Below are 25,820 nucleotides of genomic sequence, written 5' to 3' on the forward strand. Positions count from 1 at the left end.
ATGCAGCCATTGCTCATGCTGACCGACACCCAGATCAGCACGTGGGTGGCCAGTTTCATGCTGCCGTTGTTTCGTATTGTCGCTTTGCTGATGACCATGCCGATTATCGGCACGACGCTGGTGCCACGGCGTGTGCGCCTGTATTTAGCGGTCGCTATCACAGTGGTTGTAGCGCCGGTGCTGCCACCGATTCCGGCTGTGCAGGCATTGGATCTCAGTGCGTTACTGCTGATTGGCGAGCAGGTAATCATCGGGGTTGGCATGGGGTTGTGCCTGCAGCTGTTCTTTCAAGTGTTCGTGATCGCCGGCCAGATCATCGCTACCCAGATGGGTATGGGCTTCGCCTCGATGGTTGACCCTGCCAACGGCGTATCTACAGCTGTGGTCGGGCAGTTCTTTACCATGCTGGTCACCCTGATGTTTCTGGCCATGAATGGCCACCTGGTGGTGCTGGAGGTTCTCATCGAGAGCTTCACTACGCTCCCGGTTGGCGGGGGCTTGCAGATCAACAGCTTCTGGGGGTTGGCCAATGGTCTGAGCTGGACGCTGGCAGCGGGGTTGCGTCTGGTTCTGCCAGCCATTGCCGCCTTGCTGATCATCAACATTGCGTTTGGCATCATGACTCGCGCCGCGCCGCAATTGAACATCTTCTCCATCGGTTTCCCGATGACTCTGGTGCTTGGTATGGTCATCTTGTGGATGAGCATGGCTGACATGCTGGGCCAGTATCAGCCAATGGCGGTCGAAGCCTTGCAGCAACTGCGAGATCTGGTGAGGGCGCGTTGAATGGCCGAGAGCGAGAGTGGTCAGGACAAGACAGAAGACCCCACGGAGAAGAAAATCCGTGACACCCGGGCTGAGGGGCAGATTGCCAGATCCAAGGAGCTGACCACGCTGGTTGTTACGCTTATGGGGGCGGTCGGGCTGTTGATATTTGGTGGCGGTATTGCCCAAATGATGCAGGAGTTGATGCGCGACAACTTCTCGATTTCTCGTGAAGCGCTCATGGACCCGACCTGGATGGGAACCATGCTTCTCAAGTCGGGAAAGTTCGCGATCATTGTCATGTTGCCGTTCATGGTCGCCATGCTGGTAGCGGCTCTGGTGGGGCCGATCCTGCTTGGTGGCTGGCTGTTCACGACCAAATCGCTGATGCCCAAATTCAGCCGGATGAATCCGTTGTCCGGCATCAAGCGCATGTTCTCGATGCATTCGCTGGTAGAGTTGCTCAAGTCGTTGGCGAAGTTTCTGATCATCCTTATCGTTGCGCTGGTGGTGATCGACGGCGACCGTGATGATCTGGTGGCTATCGCTTATGAGCCGCTTGAGCAGGCGATGATCCATAGTCTGCAAGTGGTGGGTTGGAGCACCTTGTGGATCGTGTCCGGGCTGTTCCTGATTGCGGCGGTGGATGTGCCGTTCCAGCTGTACGAGGCGCATAAAAAACTGCTGATGACCAAGCAGGAAGTGCGTGATGAGCACAAGAACAGTGATGGTAGTCCGGAAGTCAAACAGCGTATTCGCCAACTGCAGTTTCAGATGTCTCAGCGGCGGATGATGGCTGCCATTCCCGAGGCGGACGTGATTATTACCAACCCCACCCACTTTGCCGTAGCGCTCAAGTACGACCCTGAAAAGGGTGGGGCGCCGATGCTGCTGGCCAAAGGGGTGGATATGATTGCCCTGAAGATTCGTGAGATCGGTGCGCACAACCAGATCCTGATCCTGGAGTCGGCTGCCCTGGCGCGTTCGATTTACTACAGCACCGAGCTGGAAGAAGAGATTCCGGCCGGTCTGTATCTTGCTGTGGCGCAGGTGCTGGCCTATGTCTTTCAGATTCGTCAATTCCATGCCGGGCGCGCCAAGCGTCCGGATCCTTTGGGCGATCTTCCCATTCCGCCCGATCTGCAGCGCGACTCCTGATGACGATTTCTGCGTCGACGATGGATGGTTTTATCGACGCGGTTGTGGCGGCAAAGTTGGACGGTTTCTTGCAATAGGCCAGTGCATGGCGCGTGGGGCGTCAAAGTTTTGGTCTGATGCAGGAAAGAACCGGTGGATCGCTCTCAGTTAATCAGTAACGCGCGCAGCAATCTGGCCGGGTTCGGGCGCGGCCAGTTGGGCGTGCCGATATTATTGCTGTCGCTGCTGGCAATGATGATGTTGCCAATCCCGCCGTTCCTGCTCGACGTGTTTTTCACCTTCAACATTGCCTTGTCGATCGTGGTTCTGCTGGTCTGTGTGTACGCCATGCGGCCGCTGGACTTCTCGGTATTCCCGACCATCCTGCTGGTCGCCACCCTGTTGCGTCTGGCGTTGAACGTCGCCTCGACCCGGGTGGTGCTGTTGCACGGCCAGGATGGTCACGACGCTGCCGGTAAGGTCATCCAGGCCTTTGGTGAGGTGGTGATCGGTGGTAACTACGTTGTCGGTATCGTGGTCTTCACCATCCTGATGATCATCAACTTCGTGGTAATCACCAAGGGTGCCGGGCGGATTTCCGAGGTCAGTGCGCGCTTTACTCTTGACGCCATGCCGGGTAAGCAGATGGCGATCGATGCCGACCTCAATGCTGGATTGATTGACCAGAACCAGGCCAAGGCGCGTCGTTCTGAAGTGGCCGCCGAGGCCGAGTTCTATGGCTCGATGGACGGTGCCAGCAAGTTTGTGCGCGGTGACGCTATTGCCGGTCTGCTGATTCTGTTCATCAACCTGATCGGCGGCATGCTGGTGGGCATGTTGCAACACAGCATGAGTTTTGGCGACGCCGGGCGTGTTTATACCTTGCTTGCGATCGGTGACGGTCTGGTGGCGCAATTGCCATCTCTGTTGCTGTCGACCGCAGCGGCGATCATGGTAACCCGTGCTTCCGGTTCGGAAGAAATGGGCAAGCAGATCAACCGCCAGATGTTCTCGTCTTATAAGGCGCTGGCGGTGTCGGGGGCGATCATGATCGTCATGGGTCTGGTGCCTGGCATGCCGCACTTTGCCTTCATTGGTCTGGGGGCAATCGCCTCGGGTGCTGCCTACTGGCTGTGGCGCCGTGACCAGAATGCCAAGGCTGTGGCGCTGGCCGAGGTGCAGCGTCAGCAGGACCTGCTGCCTTCGCCAGTGCGTGCCCAGGACTCCAAGGAGTTGGGCTGGGACGACGTAACGCCGGTCGACATCATCGGTCTTGAGGTCGGTTACCGGCTGATTCCGCTGGTGGATCGCAATCAGGGTGGTCAGTTGCTGGCGCGGATCAAGGGTGTGCGCAAGAAGCTTTCCCAAGACCTGGGCTTTCTGATGCCCACGGTGCACATTCGCGACAACCTCGATCTGGCGCCCAGCGCCTATCGTTTGACGCTGATGGGGGTGATTCTGGCCGAGGCGGAGATTTATCCGGACCGTGAACTGGCGATCAACCCGGGTCAGGTGTTCGGTACCCTCAACGGTATCAATGCGCGCGATCCGGCGTTTGGTCTGGAAGCGGTGTGGATCGAAATCAGTCAGCGCAGCCAGGCCCAGTCGTTGGGTTACACAGTGGTGGATGCCAGCACCGTTGTGGCGACGCACCTGAACCAGATTCTCTACAAGCACTCCCATGAATTGATCGGCCACGAGGAAGTGCAGCAACTGATGCAGTTGCTGGCCAAGAGTTCGCCCAAGCTGGCTGAAGAGCTGGTGCCTGGGGTGCTGTCGTTGTCGGCGCTGCTCAATGTGCTGCAGGCGCTGCTGGCCGAGCATGTGCCGGTGCGCGATATCCGCACGATTGCCGAGGCCATCGCGAACAATGCGGCCAGGAGTCAAGATACCGCCGCGTTGGTGGCTGTGGTACGGGTCGGGTTGAGCCGGGCGATCGTGCAAAGCATTGTAGGGACTGAGACAGAGCTGCCTGTCATCACCCTTGAGCCTAGATTGGAACAGATTTTGCTAAATAGTATGCAGAAGGCGGGTCAGGGTCAGGAAGAAGGCGTTCTTCTGGAGCCAAGCATGGCCGAGAAGCTGCAACGCTCGTTGATTGAGGCGGCGCAGCGTCAAGAGATGCAAGGCTCGCCGGTGATTTTGCTGGTGGCAGGTCCGATTCGGGCCATGCTGTCACGATTTGGACGATTGGCTGTACCGAACATGCATGTTCTGGCGTACCAGGAAATTCCTGACAACAAGCAAGTCACCATCGTAGCGACTGTCGGGCCTAACGGCTGAGGTAGTGAGTCATGCAAGTTAAGCGTTTTTTCGCCGCCGATATGCGTCAAGCCATGAAACTGGTTCGCGATGAGCTGGGCGCCGAGGCGGCCATCATCGGAAATCGGCGCATTGCCGGTGGCGTTGAGCTGACTGCTGCTCTTGATTACAAGCTGTCTGCGCTGGCGCCGCGGGTGCCGAACATGGAGCTTGAAGACGAGCTGCGCAAGACTCAGTCGCGGATCGTCTCGGCGCAAGCTGAACTCGAAAGTCGCAACGAAGGCGATGACGTATCGAGCAACCGTCAGTTGTTTTCTGGCTTGCCGCTGAGCGCTGCCGACCGGCACATCGAGCCGACCCTTGAAGAACCGCCGCGTCCTGCTGTTGCCGCCCCTGCACCCGGCGTTGCCGAGCCGACGCTGAACCAGCGTGCGTTTGACTCGATGCGCTCGGAGCTCAACGGCTTGCGCGAGCTGCTGGAAGTCCAGTTGGGTTCGCTGGCCTGGACGCAATTGCAGGGCAGTCGTCCGCAGCAGGCCAACCTGTGGCGGCGTCTGCAGCGCGTTGGCCTGTCCGGCCCGCTGTCGCGGGATCTGCTGGATATGGTTCCCGATATCGACGATCCCCGTCATGCCTGGCGCATGTTGCTGGCGCATCTGGCGCGGATGATCAATGTGCCTGACAACGAGCCGCTGGAAGAGGGCGGGGTGATCGCGATGGTCGGTCCGGCAGGGATGGGCAAGACCACTACGCTGGCCAAGCTGGCGGCGCGTTACGTGCTCAAGTACGGCGCGCAGAATATCGCACTGGTGAGCATGGACAGCTTCCGGATCGGTGCCCAGGAGCAGCTCAAGACCCTTGGGCGTATTCTCAATGTGCCGGTGACCCACGTCGATCCGGGACAGTCCCTGGCCCAGGCGCTCGAACCGCTGATCCGCAAGCGTGTGGTGCTGATCGATACCGCCGGCCTGCAAGCCAGCGATCCGGCGCTGCGCCTGCAGCTTGAAAGCCTGGCCGGGCGCGGGATTCGTTCACGCAACTATCTGGTCCTGGCCACTACCAGCCAGAAGCAGGTGTTGACCGCCGCTTACCACAGTTACAAACGTTGCGGGCTGGCCGGCTGCATCCTGACCAAACTGGATGAAACTGCCAGCCTGGGTGAAGTGCTGAGCCTGGCGATCGGGCATGAACTCCCCGTGGCCTATCTGACCGATGGGCCGCGTATTCCTGATGATTTGCATCTGCCACGCCGCCATCAACTGGTGAGTCGGGCCGTCAGTGTGCAAATGCAGGATGAACCCAGCGAAGAGGCTATGGCGGACATGTTCGCCGACCTTTATCACAACCCCGGCAAGCGAGTGGGGTGATTGATGAACACGACTAAAAAATTACTGCATCGGTGGTCTGCCAGGCATTGTTCGTCACGGAACGTGCAGCCCGTAATGTGGCTCCAGTCTACGCATGACAAGGTAAAGAAATAACATGGGCAGCATGCATCCCGTACAGGTTATCGCCGTGACCGGCGGCAAAGGTGGCGTTGGCAAGACCAACGTTTCAGTGAATCTGTCGCTGGCGCTGGCCGAGCTCGGCCGTCGCGTCATGCTGCTTGATGCCGATCTTGGTCTGGCCAACGTTGATGTTTTGCTGGGCCTTACGCCCAAACGTACCCTGGCCGATGTTATCGAGGGCCGCTGTGAGCTGCGTGACGTCCTGCTCCAGGGGCCTGGCGGCGTGCGTATCGTGCCGGCGGCCTCCGGTACCCAGAGCATGGTGCACCTGGCGCCCGCGCAGCATGCCGGCCTGATCCAGGCGTTCAGCGAGCTTGGCGACAATCTTGATGTGCTGGTGATCGACACCGCAGCCGGTATCGGTGAATCGGTGGTCAGTTTCGTGCGTGCCGCCCAAGAGGTCTTGCTGGTGGTCTGCGATGAACCGACCTCGATCACCGACGCTTACGCGCTGATCAAACTGCTCAATCGCGACTACGGCATGAACCGCTTCAGGGTCTTGGCCAACATGGCGCAGACGCCGCAAGAGGGTCGTAACCTGTTTGCCAAGCTGACCAAGGTGACCGATCGTTTTCTGGACGTGGCCTTGCAGTATGTCGGCGCAGTGCCCTATGACGAATGTGTGCGCAAGGCGGTGCAAAAGCAACGTGCGGTCTACGAAGCCTTTCCACGCTCCAAATGCGCGCTGGCATTCCGAGCCATTGCCCAGAAGGTCGATACCTGGCCGTTGCCGGCCAATCCGCGTGGGCACCTTGAGTTCTTTGTCGAGCGACTTGTTCACCAGACCAGTGCAGCGGGACCGGTTCAATGACAGCCAGCGGTTATCAGATGTACAGCAAGGCATCAAGGAATTCGCAATACGAGTTGATTGAGCGCTATGCGCCACTGGTCAAGCGTATTGCCTACCACCTGCTGGCCCGTCTGCCTGCCAGCGTCCAGGTCGAAGACCTGATCCAGGCGGGCATGATCGGCCTGCTTGAAGTATCGACCAAATACGACTCCACCAAGGGTGCCAGTTTCGAAACCTACGCCGGCATTCGGATCCGTGGCGCGATGCTTGACGAGGTGCGTAAAGGTGACTGGGCGCCGCGTTCAGTGCATCGAAATACCCGGATGGTCAGTGATGCGATTCGCGCTATTGAAGCAAGAACAGGGCGCGATGCTAAAGATCATGAAGTTGCTGCCGAACTCCAGTTAAGTCTTGATGATTATTACGCTATCTTGAACGACACTTTGGGCAGTCGGCTGTTCAGCTTTGACGACCTGTTGCAGGACGGCGAGCATGATGGGCTGCACGAAGATGGCGCCAGCGGTTCGCTGGAGCCGTCGCGCGATCTTGAGGACGAGCGCTTCCAGAAAGCATTGGCCGATGCCATTGCCAATCTTCCGGAGCGTGAGCGTTTGGTGCTGGCGTTGTACTATGACGAGGAGTTGAACCTCAAAGAGATCGGTGAGGTCCTTGGGGTCAGCGAATCTCGGGTCAGCCAGTTACACAGTCAGTGCGCAGCCCGCTTGCGAGGTCGTTTGGGGGAATGGCGGGCGCGCTGACAGATCCATTGGTTTCAGGCCGGCTGTGCAGGGCTTGAGGTGTCGACTACCCGGACAAGGCAGGAGCCTGTCAATCAACTCTACAGGGTTGTTCGCAGGCGATTTGGCCGTGTTCTGGTGTCTGGTGCGTCGAGCGCTGGTTGCACCGGGGGGTTGCTGTACCTGTATTGAGTGAACGGCGGGTCCGGGGAGCGGGCTCGTTAAAGACTGCTTGGAGGTCGAATTGGACAAGAACATGAAAATCCTCATCGTTGATGACTTTTCAACGATGCGGCGGATCATAAAAAATCTGTTGCGTGACCTGGGGTTTACCAATACATCGGAAGCAGATGACGGTCTTACCGCGCTGCCGATGCTGCAAAGCGGTGCCTTTGATTTTCTGGTAACCGACTGGAACATGCCTGGCATGTCGGGTATCGACCTGCTGCGCCAAGTGCGTCAGGACGAGCGCCTGAAGAACATTCCGGTGCTGATGGTGACTGCTGAAGCCAAGCGTGAGCAGATCATTGAAGCGGCCCAGGCCGGTGTGAACGGCTATGTGGTCAAGCCTTTCACCGCCCAGGTATTGCAAGAGAAGATTGAAAAGATCTTCGAGCGCGTCAATAGCTGAGTGCATGCCGCGAGGGCGCTATGGATAACAATGATTCATTGGGTGACTTCGAGTCGACCCTGAAAAAACACGCGCACGAGCTGGTCGCCAGCCTTGAAAAAGGCAAATTCGGCGACGCCGTGCAACTGATCCATGAGCTCAACCAGGCGCGCGACCGCGGCCTGTATCAGGAAGTGGGCAAATTGACGCGTGAGCTGCACAGCGCGATCGTCAATTTCCATATCGATCCGCAGATGCCGCAAGCCGAAGAGGTGTCTCAGATCACTGATGCCGCCGAGCGCTTGTCGTATGTTGTAAGGCTGACCGAGGGTGCGGCCAACCGCACCATGGATCTGGTGGAGCAAAGCACACCGTTGATGAACAGCCTCAGTGACGACGCCAAGACGCTGAGTGCCGACTGGGGGCGCTTCATGCGCCGCGAAATCGGTGCTGAGGAGTTTCGTGATCTGGCCAAGCGGGTGGACGGTTTCCTGTCGCGTACCGAGAAAGAGAGCCATGCCGTTGCCAGCCATCTCAACGACATTCTGCTGGCCCAGGATTATCAGGACCTTACCGGTCAGGTGATCAAGCGCGTGACGCAACTGGTCACCGAAGTTGAGAGCAACCTGCTCAAGCTGGTGCTGATGGCCAGCCATGTCGATCGCTTTGCCGGGATCGAGCATGACCGTGAAGCGATGCAAGCAGAAAAAGATCCGAAAAAACATCTTGCTCAGGGTGAAGGTCCGCAGATTCATGCCGATAAACGGGAAGATGTCGTTTCCGGTCAGGATGATGTGGACGACTTGCTATCCAGCCTTGGCTTCTAAGGTCAGTTGACGGTTAATTTTAGGGAGCACCCCAATGAGCTTCGGCGCCGATGAAGAGATCCTCCAGGATTTTCTGGTAGAGGCCGGCGAAATTCTCGAGCAATTGTCTGAACAACTGGTCGAGCTTGAAAGTCGCCCGGATGACGCGGACTTGCTCAACGCAATTTTTCGCGGTTTTCACACTGTAAAAGGAGGCGCCGGCTTCCTTCAGTTGCATGAGCTTGTCGAGTGCTGCCACATTGCCGAGAACGTATTCGACATCCTGCGCAAGGGTGAGCGTCGCGTTAACGCCGAATTGATGGACGTGGTCCTCGAAGCACTGGATACCGTCAACAGCATGTTCGGCCAGGTGCGTGAGCGCAGTGACATCACGCCTGCTACCCCTGAGCTGCTGCAGGCACTGTCACGGCTGGCAGAGCCTGAGTCAGCTGACGAAGTGGCTGCGGTGGCAGCGGCTCCTGAGCCGGCTCCGGAGCCCGCGCCGGAACCGGTGGTCGAGGCGGCTGCACCGGCTGCCGGGGAGGCCGGCTCCGACCTGATCACCGACGATGAGTTCGAGCGGCTGCTCGACTCCCTGCACGGCCCGGTCGGCAGCCCGGTCGCCGCTACGCCGTCTGCGCCAGCCGCGCCTGCGGCTGCAGCGAGTGATGAAATCACCGATCACGAATTCGAAGCGCTGCTCGATCAGTTGCATGGCAAGGGTTCGTTCGATGCCAGCGTCGCCACTGTCAGTGCTGCAGCACCTGCTGTCGCAGCGCCCGCTGGCGCTGCCTCGGATGAAATCACCGACGACGAATTCGAGTCGCTGCTTGATCAGTTGCACGGCAAAGGCTCGTTCAGCGGCGCTGTAGAAGCGGTGGCCGTTGCCCCTGCGGCACCTGCCAGCAGCCCTGCATCGGATGAAATCACCGATCACGAATTTGAAAACCTGCTCGACGAGTTGCACGGCAAGGGCAAGTTCGAACCGGCGGCAGTAAGCGGCGCGGTTGCCGCCGCAGCGCCGGCGGCCAAGCCGCCAGCCCCTGTCGCCAAGGTCGAGCCTGCGGTGGCCAAGCCTGCTGCTGCGCCTGCGCCTGCGCCCGCGGCGGCCAAGCCTGCCGCTGCCGCACCGGCCAGAGCTGCTGCCGCGCCAGCCGAGAAGCCGACCGCGACAGAAGCCGAAACCACGGTGCGCGTCGATACCGCGCGGCTTGACGAGATCATGAACATGGTCGGCGAGTTGGTGCTGGTGCGTAACCGTCTGGTACGCCTTGGCCTCAACAGCGGCAATGAAGCGATGTCCAAGGCGGTTTCCAACCTGGATGTGGTCACCGCCGACCTGCAAACCGCGGTCATGAAGACCCGCATGCAGCCGATCAAGAAAGTCTTCGGCCGCTTTCCGCGTCTGGTTCGTGACCTGGCACGCCAGCTCAAGAAAGAGATCAACCTGGAACTGGTGGGTGAAGAGACCGACCTGGACAAGAACCTGGTCGAGGCGCTCGCTGACCCGTTGGTGCACTTGGTGCGTAACGCGGTCGACCACGGTGTGGAAACTCCTGAGGAGCGTGAGGCCAGCGGCAAGTCACGCAGTGGCCGGGTGGTGCTGTCGGCCGAGCAGGAAGGCGATCACATCCTGTTGTCGATTTCCGATGACGGCAAGGGCATGGACCCGGCCGTGCTGCGCGCCATTGCGGTCAAGCGCGGCGTCATGGACAAGGACGCGGCTGATCGTCTCAGCGACAGCGACTGCTACAACCTGATCTTCGCCCCCGGCTTCTCGACCAAGACCGAGATTTCCGATGTGTCCGGTCGTGGGGTGGGCATGGACGTGGTGAAAACCAAGATTTCCCAGCTCAACGGTACGATCAACATCTATTCGACCAAGGGCCAGGGTTCGAAGATCGTCATCAAGGTGCCGCTGACCCTGGCGATCATGCCGACCCTGATGGTGATGCTCGCCGACCAGGCGTTTGCATTCCCGCTGGTCAACGTCAACGAAATCTTCCACCTCGACCTGTCGACCACCAATGTGGTTGACGGCCAGGAAGTGGTGATCGTGCGCGACAAGGCACTGCCACTGTTCTACCTCAAACGCTGGCTGATCAAGTCGGCAGCTCATGAGGAGCAGCGCGAAGGGCACGTGGTGATTCTGTCGGTCGGCACGCAGCGCATTGGTTTCGTGGTCGATCAACTGGTCGGCCAGGAAGAGGTGGTCATCAAACCGCTGGGCAAGATGCTGCAAGGCACCCCTGGCATGTCGGGCGCCACCATTACCGGTGACGGTCGGATTGCCTTGATCCTTGATGTTCCGAGCATGCTCAAGCGTTACGCCGCACGGCGTATTTGATTCTGGCCCCGGGGCAGTATTGTCCCGAGGTCTATTGGAGTGTTTATGGCAGTCAAGGTCCTGGTGGTGGATGATTCGGGTTTTTTCCGCCGCCGCGTTACGGAAATCCTCTCTTCGGACCCGCTCATTCAGGTGGTCGGTACCGCAACCAACGGCAAGGAAGCCATCGAACAGGCCCTGGCGCTCAAGCCTGATGTGATCACCATGGACTACGAGATGCCGATGATGGACGGCATCACTTCGGTCCGCCACATCATGCAGCGTATCCCTACGCCGGTATTGATGTTCTCCTCCCTGACCCACGAGGGCGCGCGGGTCACACTCGACGCGCTGGATGCCGGTGCGGTCGACTTCCTGCCCAAGAATTTCGAAGACATCTCGCGCAACCCTGACAAGGTCAAACAGTTGCTGTGCGAGAAGATCAACAGCATCGCGCGCAGTAATCGTCGTTTCAGCTCGTTTGGCAGCAGCTCGCAGTCAACGCCTGCGGCTACCGCATCCGCCCCGGCACCTGCGGCCAGCCCGAGTGTGCGGCGCACGCCGCCCCCTGTGGCGCCGGCGCCTGCTCCGGCGGCTACCCGGCCGTTGACCAGTCGCGCTGCGCCGGTCACAGCATCCGCCAGCCCGGCTGCTGCGCCGGCCCATGCTCATCATTCGCCGGCGCCACGGCGCAAGGCCTACAAGCTGGTAGCCATTGGCACCTCCACCGGTGGGCCGGTTGCGTTGCAGCGCGTGTTGACCCAATTGCCTGCCAACTTCCCGGCGCCCATCGTGCTCATCCAGCACATGCCGGCAGCCTTTACCAAGGCGTTTGCCGAGCGCCTCGACAAGTTGTGCAAGATCAGCGTCAAGGAAGCCGAAGACGGTGATCTGCTGCGTCCGGGTCTGGCGTTGCTGGCTCCGGGTGGCAAACAGATGATGGTCGATGGCCGTGGCGCGGTGAAAATCCTGCCCGGTGATGAGCGCCTGAACTACAAGCCGTGCGTGGATATCACCTTTGGCTCGGCGGCCAAGGCCTACGGTGACAAGGTGCTGTCGGTGGTCCTCACCGGAATGGGCGCCGACGGCCGTGAAGGTGCGCGCATGCTCAAGCAGGGCGGCAGCACCGTATGGGCCCAGGATGAGGCCAGTTGCGTGATTTATGGTATGCCGATGGCCATCGTCAAGGCTGATCTGGCGGATGCGGTGTACAGCCTGGACGATATCGGCCGGCACATCGTGGAGGCGTGCCTGTAATGGATGTACTGAGCCTTATCGGCCTGATTCTGGCGTTTGTCGCGATTCTGGGTGGCAATCTGCTTGAGGGCGGGCATGTCAGCTCGCTGGTCAACGGCCCGGCTGCGCTGATCGTGCTGGGCGGCACCCTGGCGGCTGCGTTGTTGCAGGCACCGATGAGTGCGTTCAAACGTGCCGTGCAGATCCTGCGCTGGATTCTGTTTCCGCCACGCATCGATCTGCCTGGCGGCATTGACCGGATCATTGGCTGGAGCATGACGGCGCGCAAGGAAGGCCTGTTGGGGCTGGAGAGCGTGGCAGACACCGAGCCTGACCCCTATGCGCGCAAGGGCCTGCAACTGCTGGTTGACGGTGCGGAGCCGGCGTCGATTCGCAGTATTCTGGAAGTCGATTTCATTACCCAGGAAAACCGCGATATCCAGGCCGCCAAGGTTTACGAAAGCATGGGCGGTTACGCGCCGACCATCGGCATCATCGGTGCGGTCATGGGCCTGATCCACGTGATGGGCAATCTGGCCGACCCGAGCCAGTTGGGTGGCGGTATCGCGGTCGCGTTCGTCGCCACGATCTATGGCGTGGCCAGTGCCAACCTTTTCCTGCTGCCGGTGGCCAACAAACTCAAGGCGATTGCCCTGCGCCAGTCGCGCTACCGCGAGATGCTGCTCGAAGGCCTGCTGTCCATTGCCGAGGGTGAAAACCCGCGCTCCATTGAGCTCAAGCTGCAAGGCTTCATGGAGTAACCGCATGTCCCGTCGTCGCCGCCACGAAGAGCATGAAAATCACGAACGCTGGCTGGTGTCCTACGCGGATTTCATCACCTTGCTGTTCGCCTTTTTTGTGGTGATGTACTCGATCTCGTCACTCAATGAGGGCAAGTACAAGATTCTGTCCCAGGCGCTGGTCGGGGTGTTCAATGACGCTGAGCGGACCATGCAGCCGATTCCGATCGGTGAGCAGCGGCCGCAGACCACCCGGCCTGCCGAGCCTCTTCTGAAAGACAGTGAGCAGACCGACGCCGGTATCGGTGCCAAAACGGTCGATCCGTTGCAGGCCATCGCCGATGATGTGCGCGCCGGATTCGGCGACCTGTTGCGCTCCGACCAAATGACCGTGCGCGGCAACGAGTTGTGGGTTGAGATCGAGCTTAATTCCAGCCTGTTGTTCGGCAGCGGTGACGCCATGCCCAGCAATCAGGCCTTCAGCATCATCGAAAGGGTGGCCAATATCGTCAAACGCTTCGATAACCCGGTGCATGTCGAAGGTTTCACAGACGATCAACCGATCAACACCGCGCAGTTCCCGACCAACTGGGAGCTGTCCGCTTCACGGGCGGCGAGCATCGTGCGTCTGCTGGCCATGTACGGCGTCAATCCGGCGCGCATGGCTTCAGTGGGGTACGCTGAGTTTCAGCCAATCGCCAGTAATGCCACCGCGCAGGGGCGGGCGCAGAATCGCCGCGTGGTGCTGGTTATTTCCCGTAACCTGGATGTGCGCCGCAGTCTGACCGCAGGTGGTTCAGCCAATGCCACCCCTGATGCAGCATTACGGCGTGCTGGCACACAAACTGCACCGGCTCCGGCAAGTCCACCGTCAGGCACCAATGCCGTCAATTCTCCGTCACCCGCTCGCTAGAACGGTCAGGGACATTGCCGTGCACAAGGAATACAGCTAAATGAGAGTCTGGGCAGTCGCCAATCAGAAAGGTGGGGTCGGCAAGACCACCACGACCATTGCCCTGGCCGGCCTGCTGGCTGACTCGGGCAAGCGTGTGGTCGTGGTCGATCTGGACCCGCATGGCTCGATGACCAGTTACTTCGGCCATAACCCTGACGAGCTGGAGCACAGCGCTTTCGACCTGTTTTTGCATAAAGGTGCAGTGCCTCAAGGCCTGCCCGGCCAGTTGCTGCTGCCGACCAGCGATCAGCGGATTTCGCTGTTGCCGTCCAGTACCGCACTGGCCACTCTGGAGCGCCAGTCGCCAGGCCAGAGCGGCCTGGGCTTGGTGATTGCCAAAAGCCTTGCGCAACTGTGGCAGGATTTTGACTATGCGCTGATCGACAGCCCGCCGTTGTTGGGCGTGTTGATGGTCAATGCGCTGGCGGCCAGTCAGCAACTGGCGATTCCGGTGCAAACCGAGTTTCTCGCGGTCAAGGGCCTGGAACGCATGGTCAACACGCTGGCGATGATTAACCGCTCGCGCAAGGTGCCGTTGCCGTACACCATCGTGCCGACCCTGTTCGATCGACGCACCCAGGCTTCGATGGGCACCCTCAAGCTGCTGCGTGACAGCTTCCCGGAACATGTCTGGAAAGCCTACGTGCCGGTCGACACCCGCCTGCGCGATGCCAGCCGGGCCGGAGTGACCCCTTCGCAGAATGACCCCAAGAGTCGTGGGGTACTGGCCTATCGTGCGTTGCTCAAGCACCTGTTGGCCGAACAACTGACAGCGCAGGTGGCCTGAGGTGACGTTTAAATCCTTGTTCGTGCGCTCAAGCCTGTGCACCCGGCAGCCGATAACCCGGTCAATGAGGCATGGCACTTTTTCTGGTTGGGTTCTGACATGATTCGCCCCGTAGATTTGGCAACCCGGCCACAGGTGGCTTTGCAGTCGTATCTGGATGCGCTGCTGCAAGACGTCACCGACGAGCTGTTGGTGGTGCCGGCGCCGGTTGATCATTTCGATGAATTCAAGGCGGCTGTGCTTGAAGAGCAGGCGCATGACGCCCGTATGCTGGCACCCAAACCGCTGGCAGTGGCTGTCGCGGCGCCGGCATCGGTGGCAGTACCGGTTGCTGTTGCGGTCCAGGCCAAGGTTCAGGACAGGGTCGAGCTGCCGGTTCCGGTGGTGGTGCCTGAAGTGGTGGTGCCCAAGCTCGAGGTTCCGGTCGTCGAGGCGCTGGAGTCGGCCATTGCGCGGGCCGAGCCAGTGGCTGAGCTCAACACCCGGCTCGATCAGAGCCCGCCACCACCACCGGCCACCGATGGGCGTCCGGACTGGGCTGCCGAGCCGTTCGAGTGCCTGTTGTTCGATGTGGCGGGTTTGACCCTGGCGGTGCCGTTGGTGTGTCTGGGGGCGATCTATTCTCTGGAAGGGCAGGAACTGACGCCGCTGTTTGGTCAGCCTGACTGGTTCCTGGGCATCCTGCCGTGTCAGGCCGGCAACCTGAAGGTGCTCGACACCGCCCGCTGGGTCATGCCGGACCGCTATCGGGAAGATTTCCGCCAGGGATTGAAGTATGTGATTTCGGTACAAGGTTACGAGTGGGGGTTGGCGGTGCATCAGGTCAGCCGTTCGCTGCGCCTGGACCCGCAGGAAATCAAGTGGCGCGCCCAGCGCGGTCATCGGCCATGGCTGGCCGGTACAGTGATTGAGCATATGTGCGCCTTGCTCGATGTTGCACAGTTGGCCGAGTTGATCGCCAGTGGCGCGGTCAAGCAAATGAACACGCTCAGATAATCGATAATCATTGGCTGGCGCTTGTTGCGCTGCCTGCACAGCACTAGGTGAGGGGTTGGAAACATGAATAAGTCGTCTGCACAAGGTTCCGAAGATCCCATCCTGCAGTGGGTGACCTTCCGTCTGGACAACGAGTCGTACGGCATCAATGTGATGCAGGTCCAGGAAGTGCTGCGCTACACCGAAATCGCGCCGGTGCCAGGTGCTCCCAGCTATGTGCTGGGTATCATCAACCTGCGCGGTAACGTGGTCACGGTGATCGACACGCGCCAGCGCTTTGGTCTGGCCCCGGTCGAGGTCAGTGACAACACCCGGATCGTGATCATCGAAGCCGACAAGCAGGTGGTCGGTATCCTGGTCGACAGCGTGGCGGAAGTGGTCTATCTGCGTCAGTCCGAAGTCGAGACCGCGCCGAACGTGGGTAACGATGAGTCGGCCAAGTTCATTCAGGGCGTGTGCAACAAGAACGGCGAATTGCTGATTCTGGTTGAGCTGGACAAGATGATGACCGAGGAAGAATGGTCCGAGCTGGAGAACATCTGACCGATGCTGTGGATCGCTGTCGGTGTTCTGGGCATGCTCTGGGTCGTGACCCTGGTTGTGCTGCTGAATCATATCAAGCGCCAGCGTCAGCTCGATGAGCAGCGTAGCAAGGCTGATGAAGCCCGTGAGCAACGTCTGCGCGAGCTGGCCCGGCGAGTGGAAAACTTCCAGAAGGGCACGGTCGGCATGGGCGAGGATCTGCACGAACTGCGTGCCATCGTCGCCGTGTTGCCGGACAAGATCACGGCCCTGGAGCAACGTGATCCTTCGACCCTGACCTTTGCCCAGGCGGCTCGGCTGGTGGGGATGGGGGCCAGCGTCGAAGAGCTCACCCAGTCTTGCGGCCTGACCCAGGCCGAAGCGCAACTGATGAGCAAGCTGCACAAGAACAGTTGAAGGCGGCAAGCCACGAGCGGCATGAGAGTGCCGCTTGTGGCTTGAAGTTCGCGCCTAGCGCCCTCTGAGCGGGGTGATGTCTTTTTCCCGCGGTGGGTCATTCGGCCCCTGGCCCGCCGGAAACTTGCCCTTCAAATGCCAGGCAAAAGCGATGATTTCGGCGATGGTGCGATACAGCTCCTGAGGAATACTGTCGCCCAGCTCCAGGCGTGCCAGCAGCTTGACCAGTTCGGCATTCTCATAGATCGGCACTTCGTGCTCGCGGGCAATGCTGAGGATTTCTTCCGCGAGGCGGTCGTCACCTTTGGCGCTGAGGGTGGGTGCCTGCTGGCCGTCGTAGGTAAGGGCAATGGCCTGGCGAGGGTTGGCAAGGTCAGAATGGCTCATCAGGCGTTCTCGTCGATCCAGCGTTGTTCAAGGTGGGTACGTGGGCCTTGTGGTGCGCTGCCATGGGAGCAGGCCAGCTCGCCCACCGCCAGGCCGCAGGCAACCAGGCGCTCGCGCAGGTAGCCAAGTTCGCGCTCGATCAACTGCGCACTGTCCTCGCGCTGGGCCCAGAGCTGGCTGGACAAAGTGCCGCGCACCAATTGCGCGTGAACCTGCAAAGGCCCCAGCGGCTCCAGATCAAAACTCAGGTCGATGCGCCAGAGCTGCTCGCGCTGCTGTGCTCCTGATTCCTCTTCGCGGCCCTGTTGTTCTTGCCGCTCTGGCGAGTCTTCGCGTTGTACCTTGACCTGCAGCGGCACGATTTCATGCGCATGGCGCATCGGCACTTCAGTCTGCCAGGTGGTCAGCTGGGTTCCATCGGGCTGGGTGCGGGTCTGTTCCAGCGCGCCGAGTTGATGGCTCTGCACCCGTGATACCGCTGCGGCCGCCAGTTTGAGCAACAGCTCCAGGTCATCTTTTTCTGCGCCTGCACCGGCATCGCGTGCCGGCAGCGGAAAGCTGCTCGGCATCACCGGCGGCGCGAGCTGGCCCAGAGTGCCCAAGGCGGCGCGGATGGCGCTGGGCATCACCCGGACCAGCGTGTTGGACGCGGCGGCGGCGCTGTAGGCGGTGTTGGCCGGCACTCCGGGCGGCAGGATCTGGGCGATCAGGCGCATCAGATTGGCTTTCATGTCCGGCAACTGCGTCAGGTTCTGGCCGGCCAACAGTTTTGACTCCATGAACAGGCCGCTGGCGTTAAGCGCTTGTGCCACATTGCGCGGGCTGGCCATTTGCTCAATGTCGGGAATATCGGCCAATAACTGGTCAACCCTGGCTTGCAGTGCAGGGGCGATCGGGGCCTGGCTGCGTGGCAGGTTCTGCAGGGCGTTGAACAAATTCTCCAGCGACCCTTGGCGGCTCTGTTGAGTGCTCAGTTGCTGAGCGACCGCCAATTGATCGAGGCCGCCGGGCAGGGGGACAAAGTTCAGCGCCTGGCTGCCCAGCACCCGGGCGCTGAGCAGGCTGCCCAGCTTCAGTGGCTCTGGGCTGTCGATGCTCAAACTGGTGCCCGCCAGCGCGGTGTTGAGCAGCAGCACGATCGAGCGATACTGGGCGGTGAGCCCTTGGCCCGAGGCCGGACCAGCGGGTTGGCCGGGGCCCGAAGGCGCTGTGGTCAGTGAGTTGATGACCTGACTGGTCAGCACCTTGCCCTGCAACAGCGTACCGATCGGTATCTGCCGGGTATCGAGTTCGGTCTTGAGGTTATTCAATGCACTGTTGATCTGCTGCAACGACAGCGTCAGTTCATTGGGTGATGCTTGCGCCACCAGCAATTGGGTGCCGGGTGTCAGCGGCAGGTTGCTCTTCACCTGCAGGCTGGTCTGGTTACCGTTACCCAGCATCACCCGCAGCAGCAACTGAAATTGCTGGTCGATCTGCTTGAGGGTGACCACTTCAGCTTCGGCGGTCTGACCTTGGGGGATCAGATTGGCCGCAGCGTTGAACAGGGTCAGAACCTGATTGGCCGTGATGCTGGCACGCAGTTGGGCCAGGTTGGGATTGGCCGGCGGGACGCTGGCAATATCACCTGTCATTAAGCTGTGACCTGCTGAATTAGACGCTTTGGGGAGCGGGCTGCCATGTATAATCCCAGCTTTTTTTGCCGGGCTTGCAAGAACCTTGCATCAGTGTAACGGCCGTTACGAGGCCGACTTGAACCTCCATTTAACCCGCTCGCAGCGCCGTGTCTGTTCCGGCTGTGCGCAGTGTACTGGCGGATGTGTGCGATGAGTGTGACTCTACAGGCTGAGGGCCTGTGTTGCGAACGTGACGGGCGGCTGCTGTTCGAGCATCTTGACCTGCAATTGCGGTCGGGGGACATGCTGCAAGTCAGCGGCCCCAATGGCAGTGGCAAGACCAGCCTGTTACGTCTGCTCTGTGGCCTGATGCGCCCGGCCGCCGGGCAGGTTAGCCTCAACGGCCTGCCATTGGCCGGGCAGCGAGGGCAACCGGACCGTCATCTGCTGTGGATCGGCCATGCCACCGGGATCAAGGATGTGCTGACGCCACTGGAGAACCTCGCCTGGCTGTGCGCACTGCATCAACCGGTGCCGCCTGCTGTGCTGTGGCAGGCGCTGGAGCGGGTGGGGTTACGCGGTTTCGAGGACGTGCCTTGCCATACCCTGTCGGCCGGTCAGCAACGCCGGGTGGCGTTGGCCCGGCTGTATCTGCCCGGTCCTGATACCTGGATTCTTGACGAGCCGTTCACCGCGCTTGATGTGCACGGTGTGGCGCAGCTGGAGGCACGGCTGGTCGAGCACTGTGAGCAGGGTGGCTTGCTGGTGATGACCACCCACCACCTGCTGCAGCGTCGGCCGGCCGGTTACCGCAACCTTGATCTGGCGCAGGTGCAGGCATGAGGCAGGTCTTTATCCTTCTGCTGGGGCGCGAAGTCCGCCTGTTGGTCCGCCGTCCGGCGGAGTTGCTCAACCCACTGGTTTTTTTCGCTATCGTGATTGCTCTGTTTCCCCTCGCGGTAGGGCCACAAGCGCAGTTGTTGCAGACCCTGGCGCCGGGATTGGTGTGGGTCGCAGCGCTGTTGGCGGTGTTGTTGTCGCTGGACGGTCTGTTTCGCAGCGATTTTGAAGACGGCTCGCTTGAGCAGTGGGTCCTTTCGCCGCACCCGCTGGCGCTTATGGTGTTGGCCAAGGTGCTGGCACACTGGCTGTTTTCCGGGTTGGCGCTGGTGTTGCTGGCACCTGTGCTGGCCTTGATGCTGGGGTTGCCTACGCGCTGCGTGCCGGCACTGGTGGCGTCACTGTTGCTGGGCACCATGGTATTGAGCCTGCTGGGCGCGGTCGGTGCCGCGCTGACCGTCGGCCTCAAGCGCGGCGGTCTGTTACTGGCCCTGCTGATTTTGCCGCTGTACATTCCGGTGCTGATTCTGGGCAGCGGTACGCTCCAGGCGTCCCTGCAGGGCATGCCGGTTGCTGGCTACCTTCTGTGGTTGAGTTGCTTGGCGGTGCTGGCATTGACGCTCTGCCCATTGGCCATTGCTGAGGGCTTGAAAATCAGCGTAGGTGAATAATCGAGGTGCCGAGACCGCTGTAGCGGTCATCAGCGACCCCTTGCAGGCGATGCGGGTAACCGGCCCACAGCGTTTGTGTAACCGTGAACAAAGGCAGTTTCATGAAAAGCAGCATTAGTTGGGCCTGGTTTCACCGTCTGGGCTCACCGAAAACCTTCTACGACTTCAGCGGCCGCTGGTTGCCCTGGCTGGCGGCGTTTGCCGCGCTGTCGCTGACTGTGGGAGTGGTCTGGGGTCTGGCCTTCGCGCCAGCGGACTACCAGCAGGGCAATAGCTTCCGGATCATCTATATCCATGTGCCCAGCGCCATCCTGGCTCAGTCGTGCTACATGATGCTGGCGGCCTGCGGCGTGGTGGGGCTGGTCTGGCGCATGAAGCTGGCTGACGTTGCACTGCAATGCGCGGCGCCCATCGGCGCCTGGATGACCGCCCTGGCGCTGTTGACCGGGGCGATCTGGGGCAAGCCGACCTGGGGGTCGTGGTGGGTCTGGGATGCGCGGCTGACGTCCATGCTGATTCTGTTGTTTCTGTATCTGGGGCTGATCGCGCTGGGCAACGCCATCAGCAACCGCGACAGCGCCGCCAAGGCCTGCGCGGTGCTGGCGATTGTCGGGGTGGTGAACATCCCGATCATCAAGTACTCGGTGGAGTGGTGGAACACCCTGCACCAAGGCGCGACCTTCACCCTCACAGAAAAACCGGCGATGCCCGCTGAAATGTGGCTGCCGCTGCTGTTCACCACATTGGGTTTTTACGCGTTCTTCGCCAGCGTGCTGCTGCTGCGCATGCGTCTTGAAGTGCTCAAGCGCGAGGCCCGGACCCGCTGGGTCCAGGATGAAGTGCTCAAAACCCTGGGGCGTCCGGTCACGCAGGTGCAACCATGAGTTTCGAATCCTTTGCCGACTTTCTGGCCATGGGCCGCCACGGGCTGTTCGTCTGGTCGGCCTATGGCCTGTTCGTGCTGGTGGTGTTGATCAATATCGCGTTGCCGCTGCTGTCCCGGCGCCGCTATTTGCAGGAGCAGGCCCGTCGCCTGCGCCGGGAGGGGAAGTGATGAACCCGCAGCGTAAAAAGCGTCTGCTATTGATCCTTGCGTTGCTGACGGGCATCGGCGCGGCGCTGGGGCTGGCCCTCAGCGCCCTGCAAGAGAACATCAACCTGTTCTATACCCCGACCCAGATCGCCAATGGCGAAGCGCCGCTGGACACCCGTATCCGCGCCGGTGGCATGGTGCAAAAGGGCTCATTGCAACGCTCGCCGGATTCGCTTGAGGTACGCTTTGTGGTCACCGACTACAACCGTTCGGTGACCATCCGCTATCAGGGCATCCTTCCGGATCTGTTCCGCGAAGGGCAGGGCATCGTCGCCCTGGGCCGGCTCAATGCCGCAGGCGTGGTCGAAGCCGATGAGGTGCTGGCCAAGCACGATGAGAAATACATGCCGCCGGAGGTCACCAAGGCTTTGCAAGACAGTGGCAAGACTGACAGCCCGACGCCTGCCGCAGCCGTTCCATCAGTCTCCAGGGAGGGGTAAGCCATGCTTCCCGAACTCGGCCATCTGGCCATGATTCTCGCGCTGTGCTTTGCCCTGGTCCAGGCCAGCCTGCCGCTGATTGGCGCTTGGCGCGGTGATCGTTTGTGGATGAGCATCGCCCGTCCCGCTGCCTGGGGGCAATTCGCGTTTCTGCTGTTCGCCTTCGGCTGCCTGACCCAGGCGTTCATGAGCGATGATTTTTCCGTGGCTTATGTCGCGCAAAACTCCAACAGCGCGCTGCCCTGGTATTACAAGTTCAGCGCGGTGTGGGGCGCCCACGAGGGTTCGCTATTGCTCTGGGCATTGATTCTGGGCGGCTGGACCTTCGCGGTGTCAGTCCTTTCACGGCAATTGCCACACGAGATGCTGGCCAGGGTGCTGGCGGTGATGGGCATGATCAGCGTGGGCTTTCTGTCGTTTCTGATTCTTACCTCCAACCCGTTCTTGCGCCTGTTGCCGCAGAGCCCGGCCAACGGCCGCGACCTCAACCCGTTGTTGCAGGATATTGGCCTGATCGTCCACCCGCCGATGCTGTACATGGGCTATGTCGGCTTTTCGGTGGCCTTTGCCTTTGCCATCGCGGCGCTGCTTGGTGGCCGTCTGGATGCGGCCTGGGCGCGCTGGTCGCGGCCATGGACCATGGTCGCCTGGGCATTTCTCGGCGTTGGCATCACCCTTGGTTCCTGGTGGGCCTATTACGAACTGGGCTGGGGCGGCTGGTGGTTCTGGGACCCGGTGGAGAATGCCTCGTTCATGCCCTGGCTGGTGGGCACGGCACTGATCCACTCACTGGCAGTGACAGAAAAGCGCGGCGTATTCAAAAGCTGGACGGTGCTGCTGGCCATCGCTGCCTTTTCCCTGAGCCTGCTGGGGACCTTCCTGGTCCGTTCCGGGGTGCTGACCTCGGTCCACGCCTTTGCTACCGATCCGGAGCGCGGGGTGTTTATCCTGGCTTTCCTGCTGCTGGTGGTCGGCGGCTCGCTGACGCTGTTCGCGGTGCGTGCGCCGGTGGTCAAGAGCCAGGTCGGCTTCGCCCTCTGGTCGCGCGAAACCCTGCTGTTGGCCAACAATCTGCTGCTGGTGGTCGCGGCGTCGATGATTTTGCTGGGCACCTTGTATCCGTTGGTCATTGATGCCCTCAGCGGTGCCAAGATGTCGGTCGGCCCGCCGTACTTCAATACCCTGTTCGTGCCGCTGATGGCGTTGCTGATGGCGGTGCTGAGTGTCGGCGTGCTGGTGCGCTGGAAAGACACACCGGTCAAGTGGCTGTTGGGCATGCTGACGCCGGTGTTGATCGGCAGCGTGGTATTGGCGGTGGCGCTGGGCCTGATCCTTGGCGAAGGCCAGTGGGCGGTACTGGCCGTGGTATTGCTGGCTGGCTGGGTGGTGCTGGGCGCGTTGCGGGATATCCACGACAAGATCCGCCACAAGGGCCTGTTCAAAGGGCTGGCCGGTCTGAGCCGCAGTTACTGGGGCATGCAGCTGGCGCACCTGGGGCTGGTGCTGTGCGCGCTGGGGGTGGTGCTTTCCAGCCAGCACAGTATCGAACGCGACCTGCGCCTGGCGCCGGGGCAATCCACCGAACTGGGCGGTTACCGCTTCGTGTTCGAAGGTGCCCGGCATTACGAGGGGCCGAACTTCACGTCCGACCGGGGCACGGTGCGGGTTCTGCGTAATGAGCAGCCAATCAGCGTCCTGCACCCGGAGAAGCGTCTGTACACCGTGCAGCAGTCGATGATGACCGAGGCCGGTATTGATGCAGGCTTTACCCGCGACCTGTATGTGGCGCTCGGCGAGCCGCTGGAGCAGGGCGCCTGGGCGGTGCGTATTCATGTCAAACCGTTCGTGCGCTGGATCTGGCTGGGCGGCCTGCTGACCGGGCTGGGCGGTTTCCTGGCGGCGCTGGATCGCCGCTATCGGCTCAAGGTCAGCCAAAAGGTACGCCAGGCCCTCAGTCCTGCCGGAGCATTGTCATGAGACGCTGGATTCTGTTGATCCCCCTGGTGGTCTTTCTCGGCCTCAGCGCGCTGTTGTTTCGCGGCCTGTTTCTTGACCCTGCCGCGTTGCCGTCGGCGCTGATCGGCAAGCCGTTTCCCGAGTTCAGCCTGCGCGATGTCAGCAGCGCCAGGACCCTGACCCGTGCCGACTTGATCGGGCGCCCGGCGCTGGTCAACGTCTGGGCCACCTGGTGCGTGGCCTGCCGCGCCGAACACCCGGTGCTCAACCGGCTGGCGCAGCAGGGGGTGGTGATCCATGGCATCAACTACAAGGATGTGAACGCCGAGGCGCAGAAGTGGCTCAAGGACTTTCATAACCCTTACCAGCTCAATATCCGCGACGATGACGGTACGCTGGGTCTGAACCTTGGCGTATACGGCGCTCCGGAAACCTTCCTGATCGACAGCCAAGGCATCATCCGCCACAAATTCGTCGGAGTGATCGACGATCAGGTCTGGCGCGAGCAACTGGCCGGCCGTTATCAGGCACTGGTTGACGAGGCCCGGCCATGAAGCGCTGGCTGGCCGCTGCGCTGTTGAGTCTGGGGCTGACCGGTCTGGCCCAGGCCGCCATCGAGGCGCATACCTTTCGCGATGAAGCCGAGCGGGCGCGGTTTGCCGAGCTGACCCGCGAACTGCGCTGCCCCAAGTGCCAGAATCAGGACATTGCCGACTCCAATGCGCCGATCGCTGCCGATCTGCGTAAGGAAATCTACCGGTTGCTGGAAGAGGGCCGCAGCAATCGCCAGATCGTCGATTACATGGTCGATCGCTACGGCGAGTTCGTGCGCTACAAGCCGACCCTCACGGCCCGCACCTGGCTGCTGTGGTTCGGCCCGGCCGGCCTGTTGATCGTCGGCGGCGCTGTGATTGCGCTGATCGTCCGGCGTCGGCGCCTTGCGGTGCACAGCGATGCAACGCTTTCTGACGAAGAGCGCGAGCGTCTGGCGAATCTTTTGAATAACCACCCCATGGATAAACACCGGCAATGATCGATTTCTGGATGGCCGTCGGGCTTGTGTCACTGGTGGCTGCAAGTTTCCTGCTGATTCCGATCCTGCGTGGCCGCCCGCTGGCGGCTGCTGCGGATCGCACGGCAGTCAATATCGAGCTGTACGAAGAGCGGCTGGCGCAGTTGCAGGCCCAACGTGATGCGGGCGGGCTGAGTGCCGAGCAACTGGACATCGGCAAGGCCGAAGCCGCACGCGAACTGCTGGCTGATACCGAAGGCAGCGACCGCGCCCGTGCGGCGGGCAGCCTGGGTAAAGCCTGGCCGTTGACCGCCGCCATCCTGGTGCCGCTGCTGGGGGTAGGTCTTTACCTGCATTACGGCGCCAGTGAGCGGGTCGAGCTGAGCCGGGAGTTCGCCGAACCGCCGACTTCGCTGGCAGAAATGACCCGTCGCCTGGAGCGGACCGTCGAAGTCCAGCCCGAATCGGCCGAGGGCTTCTACTTTCTGGGCCGCAGCTACATGGCCCAGCAACGCCCGGCCGATGCAGCGCGGCAGTTCGAACGCGCAGCGGCACTGACCGGCCGTCAACCGGAACTGTTGGGGCAATGGGCCCAGGCGTTGTACTTCGCCGCGAACAAGACCTTTACCCCGCAGGTGCAGGCGCTGACTGACGAAGCCCTGAAAACCGATGCCAACGAAGTCACCAGCCTGGGCTTGCTGGGCATCGCGGCGTTCGAGAGCAAGCGTTATCAGGACGCGGTGGACTACTGGACCCGCCTGCAACAGTTGCTGCCGGTTCAGGACCCGTCCCGTGCCGCGCTGGAAGGTGGCATCGCCAGAGCCCGTGAAAACCTCGGCACCACCGCGCCGGCGCCAGCCGTCAGTGGCCCGCAGCTCAAGGTCCGGGTCGAACTGGCCGCCGCGTTAAAAGACAAGGTACAGCCCGGCGACAGTGTATTCATCTTTGCCCGTGCCGTAGGCGGCCCGCCTGCGCCGTTGGCGGTCAGGCGGGTGACTGTGGCTGACCTGCCGATCGAGGTGCAGATGAGCGATGCCGACGCCATGATGCCGCAACTGAAACTGTCGAACTTCGCGCAAGTCCAACTCAGTGCACGGGTGTCGCGTGCCGGGCAGCCAACCAAGGGTGAATGGGTGGGCAACAGCCCACCACTGGCGACCAGCACGACGGCCCGTCAAGCGTTGATCATTGACCGTTCTGAATAGGTACTT

General features: G+C 61.0%; 27 protein-coding genes. 25 read left to right on the forward strand and 2 right to left on the reverse strand.

All coding sequences use genetic code 11. The features are described from left to right. The 16 genes from fliR to NJC40_RS15165 all read left to right on the forward strand — a co-directional run bounded on the left by fliR (position 1) and on the right by NJC40_RS15165 (position 16,594). Complete coding sequence (fliR, locus tag NJC40_RS15090; protein ID WP_253140126.1) at positions 1 to 786, forward strand: flagellar biosynthetic protein FliR; 786 nt, start codon at positions 1 to 3, stop codon at positions 784 to 786. After that, positions 787 to 1,923 carry a flagellar biosynthesis protein FlhB gene (flhB, locus tag NJC40_RS15095; RefSeq protein ID WP_045489470.1) on the forward strand — a complete coding sequence of 379 codons (1,137 nt, stop codon included), beginning with the start codon at positions 787 to 789 and terminating at the stop codon, positions 1,921 to 1,923. Between the two features lie 132 nt (positions 1,924 to 2,055). After that, a complete protein-coding gene (flhA, locus tag NJC40_RS15100) occupies positions 2,056 to 4,185 on the forward strand; it encodes a flagellar biosynthesis protein FlhA (protein WP_045489474.1) in 2,130 nt (709 codons plus the stop codon). An 11-nt stretch (positions 4,186 to 4,196) separates the two neighbouring features. Further along, complete coding sequence (gene flhF, locus NJC40_RS15105; RefSeq protein WP_253140127.1) at positions 4,197 to 5,531, forward strand: flagellar biosynthesis GTPase FlhF; 1,335 nt, start codon at positions 4,197 to 4,199, stop codon at positions 5,529 to 5,531. A 115-nt stretch (positions 5,532 to 5,646) separates the two neighbouring features. Beyond that, positions 5,647 to 6,483 carry a flagellar synthesis regulator FleN gene (gene fleN / locus NJC40_RS15110; protein WP_045489480.1) on the forward strand — a complete coding sequence of 279 codons (837 nt, stop codon included), beginning with the start codon at positions 5,647 to 5,649 and terminating at the stop codon, positions 6,481 to 6,483. Further along, on the forward strand, positions 6,480 to 7,220 hold the full coding sequence (fliA, locus tag NJC40_RS15115; protein WP_045489483.1) for an RNA polymerase sigma factor FliA: 741 nt from the start codon (positions 6,480 to 6,482) through the stop codon (positions 7,218 to 7,220). Before fleN ends, fliA begins: the two co-directional genes overlap by 4 nt. 235 nt (positions 7,221 to 7,455) lie before the next feature. Continuing rightward, entirely contained in the window at positions 7,456 to 7,830 is a 375-nt protein-coding gene (locus tag NJC40_RS15120) for a chemotaxis response regulator CheY (RefSeq protein ID WP_173426689.1), read from the forward strand. A gap of 20 nt (positions 7,831 to 7,850) precedes the next feature. Then, on the forward strand, positions 7,851 to 8,636 hold the full coding sequence (locus NJC40_RS15125) for a protein phosphatase CheZ (RefSeq protein WP_253115316.1): 786 nt from the start codon (positions 7,851 to 7,853) through the stop codon (positions 8,634 to 8,636). A 34-nt stretch (positions 8,637 to 8,670) separates the two neighbouring features. Continuing rightward, positions 8,671 to 10,962: a chemotaxis protein CheA gene (locus NJC40_RS15130; RefSeq protein WP_253140128.1), complete on the forward strand. Its 2,292-nt coding sequence runs from the start codon at positions 8,671 to 8,673 to the stop codon at positions 10,960 to 10,962. 45 nt (positions 10,963 to 11,007) lie between these two features. After that, positions 11,008 to 12,198: a protein-glutamate methylesterase/protein-glutamine glutaminase gene (locus NJC40_RS15135; RefSeq protein WP_045489495.1), complete on the forward strand. Its 1,191-nt coding sequence runs from the start codon at positions 11,008 to 11,010 to the stop codon at positions 12,196 to 12,198. After that, positions 12,198 to 12,938, forward strand: coding sequence for a flagellar motor protein (locus NJC40_RS15140; RefSeq protein ID WP_045489498.1), 741 nt, complete (start codon positions 12,198 to 12,200; stop codon positions 12,936 to 12,938). Before NJC40_RS15135 ends, NJC40_RS15140 begins: the two co-directional genes overlap by 1 nt. A gap of 4 nt (positions 12,939 to 12,942) precedes the next feature. After that, positions 12,943 to 13,830 (forward strand): flagellar motor protein MotD, encoded by an 888-nt coding sequence (motD, locus tag NJC40_RS15145; protein WP_045489502.1) that lies wholly within the window; start codon positions 12,943 to 12,945, stop codon positions 13,828 to 13,830. Positions 13,831 to 13,870: 40 nt separating this feature from the next. Continuing rightward, on the forward strand, positions 13,871 to 14,659 hold the full coding sequence (locus NJC40_RS15150; RefSeq protein WP_045489505.1) for a ParA family protein: 789 nt from the start codon (positions 13,871 to 13,873) through the stop codon (positions 14,657 to 14,659). A gap of 99 nt (positions 14,660 to 14,758) precedes the next feature. Next, positions 14,759 to 15,655 carry a CheW domain-containing protein gene (locus NJC40_RS15155; protein WP_253140129.1) on the forward strand — a complete coding sequence of 299 codons (897 nt, stop codon included), beginning with the start codon at positions 14,759 to 14,761 and terminating at the stop codon, positions 15,653 to 15,655. A 63-nt stretch (positions 15,656 to 15,718) separates the two neighbouring features. After that, on the forward strand, positions 15,719 to 16,198 hold the full coding sequence (locus NJC40_RS15160) for a chemotaxis protein CheW (RefSeq protein WP_045489510.1): 480 nt from the start codon (positions 15,719 to 15,721) through the stop codon (positions 16,196 to 16,198). A 3-nt stretch (positions 16,199 to 16,201) separates the two neighbouring features. Continuing rightward, positions 16,202 to 16,594, forward strand: a complete 393-nt coding sequence (locus NJC40_RS15165; protein WP_045489513.1) for a DUF2802 domain-containing protein — start codon at positions 16,202 to 16,204, stop codon at positions 16,592 to 16,594. A gap of 54 nt (positions 16,595 to 16,648) precedes the next feature. Here the strand turns inward: NJC40_RS15165 and NJC40_RS15170 are convergent, their stop codons facing one another. Continuing rightward, positions 16,649 to 16,981: an EscU/YscU/HrcU family type III secretion system export apparatus switch protein gene (locus tag NJC40_RS15170; RefSeq protein WP_045489516.1), complete on the reverse strand. Its 333-nt coding sequence runs from the start codon at positions 16,979 to 16,981 to the stop codon at positions 16,649 to 16,651. Then, positions 16,981 to 18,615: a flagellar hook-length control protein FliK gene (gene fliK, locus NJC40_RS15175; RefSeq protein ID WP_253140130.1), complete on the reverse strand. Its 1,635-nt coding sequence runs from the start codon at positions 18,613 to 18,615 to the stop codon at positions 16,981 to 16,983. The genes NJC40_RS15170 and fliK overlap by 1 nt, the downstream gene beginning before the upstream one ends. A gap of 192 nt (positions 18,616 to 18,807) precedes the next feature. Here fliK and ccmA point away from each other — a divergent pair, with 192 nt between their 5' ends. The 9 genes from ccmA (at position 18,808) to ccmI (ending at position 25,814) form a co-directional block, all read left to right on the forward strand. Beyond that, positions 18,808 to 19,440 carry a cytochrome c biogenesis heme-transporting ATPase CcmA gene (ccmA, locus tag NJC40_RS15180; protein ID WP_253140131.1) on the forward strand — a complete coding sequence of 211 codons (633 nt, stop codon included), beginning with the start codon at positions 18,808 to 18,810 and terminating at the stop codon, positions 19,438 to 19,440. Then, positions 19,437 to 20,108, forward strand: coding sequence for a heme exporter protein CcmB (gene ccmB, locus NJC40_RS15185; protein WP_253115299.1), 672 nt, complete (start codon positions 19,437 to 19,439; stop codon positions 20,106 to 20,108). Before ccmA ends, ccmB begins: the two co-directional genes overlap by 4 nt. 101 nt (positions 20,109 to 20,209) lie before the next feature. Then, positions 20,210 to 20,992 carry a heme ABC transporter permease gene (locus tag NJC40_RS15190; protein ID WP_045489528.1) on the forward strand — a complete coding sequence of 261 codons (783 nt, stop codon included), beginning with the start codon at positions 20,210 to 20,212 and terminating at the stop codon, positions 20,990 to 20,992. After that, positions 20,989 to 21,162, forward strand: a complete 174-nt coding sequence (gene ccmD, locus NJC40_RS15195) for a heme exporter protein CcmD (RefSeq protein ID WP_045489531.1) — start codon at positions 20,989 to 20,991, stop codon at positions 21,160 to 21,162. Before NJC40_RS15190 ends, ccmD begins: the two co-directional genes overlap by 4 nt. After that, positions 21,162 to 21,641: a cytochrome c maturation protein CcmE gene (ccmE, locus tag NJC40_RS15200; protein WP_253140132.1), complete on the forward strand. Its 480-nt coding sequence runs from the start codon at positions 21,162 to 21,164 to the stop codon at positions 21,639 to 21,641. The genes ccmD and ccmE overlap by 1 nt, the downstream gene beginning before the upstream one ends. Before the next feature lie 3 nt (positions 21,642 to 21,644). Next, complete coding sequence (locus tag NJC40_RS15205) at positions 21,645 to 23,618, forward strand: heme lyase CcmF/NrfE family subunit (RefSeq protein WP_253140133.1); 1,974 nt, start codon at positions 21,645 to 21,647, stop codon at positions 23,616 to 23,618. Continuing rightward, complete coding sequence (locus tag NJC40_RS15210; RefSeq protein ID WP_253140134.1) at positions 23,615 to 24,151, forward strand: DsbE family thiol:disulfide interchange protein; 537 nt, start codon at positions 23,615 to 23,617, stop codon at positions 24,149 to 24,151. Before NJC40_RS15205 ends, NJC40_RS15210 begins: the two co-directional genes overlap by 4 nt. Continuing rightward, entirely contained in the window at positions 24,148 to 24,630 is a 483-nt protein-coding gene (locus NJC40_RS15215; RefSeq protein WP_045489539.1) for a cytochrome c-type biogenesis protein, read from the forward strand. The genes NJC40_RS15210 and NJC40_RS15215 overlap by 4 nt, the downstream gene beginning before the upstream one ends. Next, positions 24,627 to 25,814, forward strand: a complete 1,188-nt coding sequence (gene ccmI, locus NJC40_RS15220; RefSeq protein ID WP_253140135.1) for a c-type cytochrome biogenesis protein CcmI — start codon at positions 24,627 to 24,629, stop codon at positions 25,812 to 25,814. Before NJC40_RS15215 ends, ccmI begins: the two co-directional genes overlap by 4 nt. Positions 25,815 to 25,820: the final 6 nt, after the last annotated feature.

The organism is Pseudomonas sp. 21LCFQ02 (assembly GCF_024129895.2).
Classification (GTDB): Bacteria; Pseudomonadota; Gammaproteobacteria; order Pseudomonadales; family Pseudomonadaceae; genus Aquipseudomonas.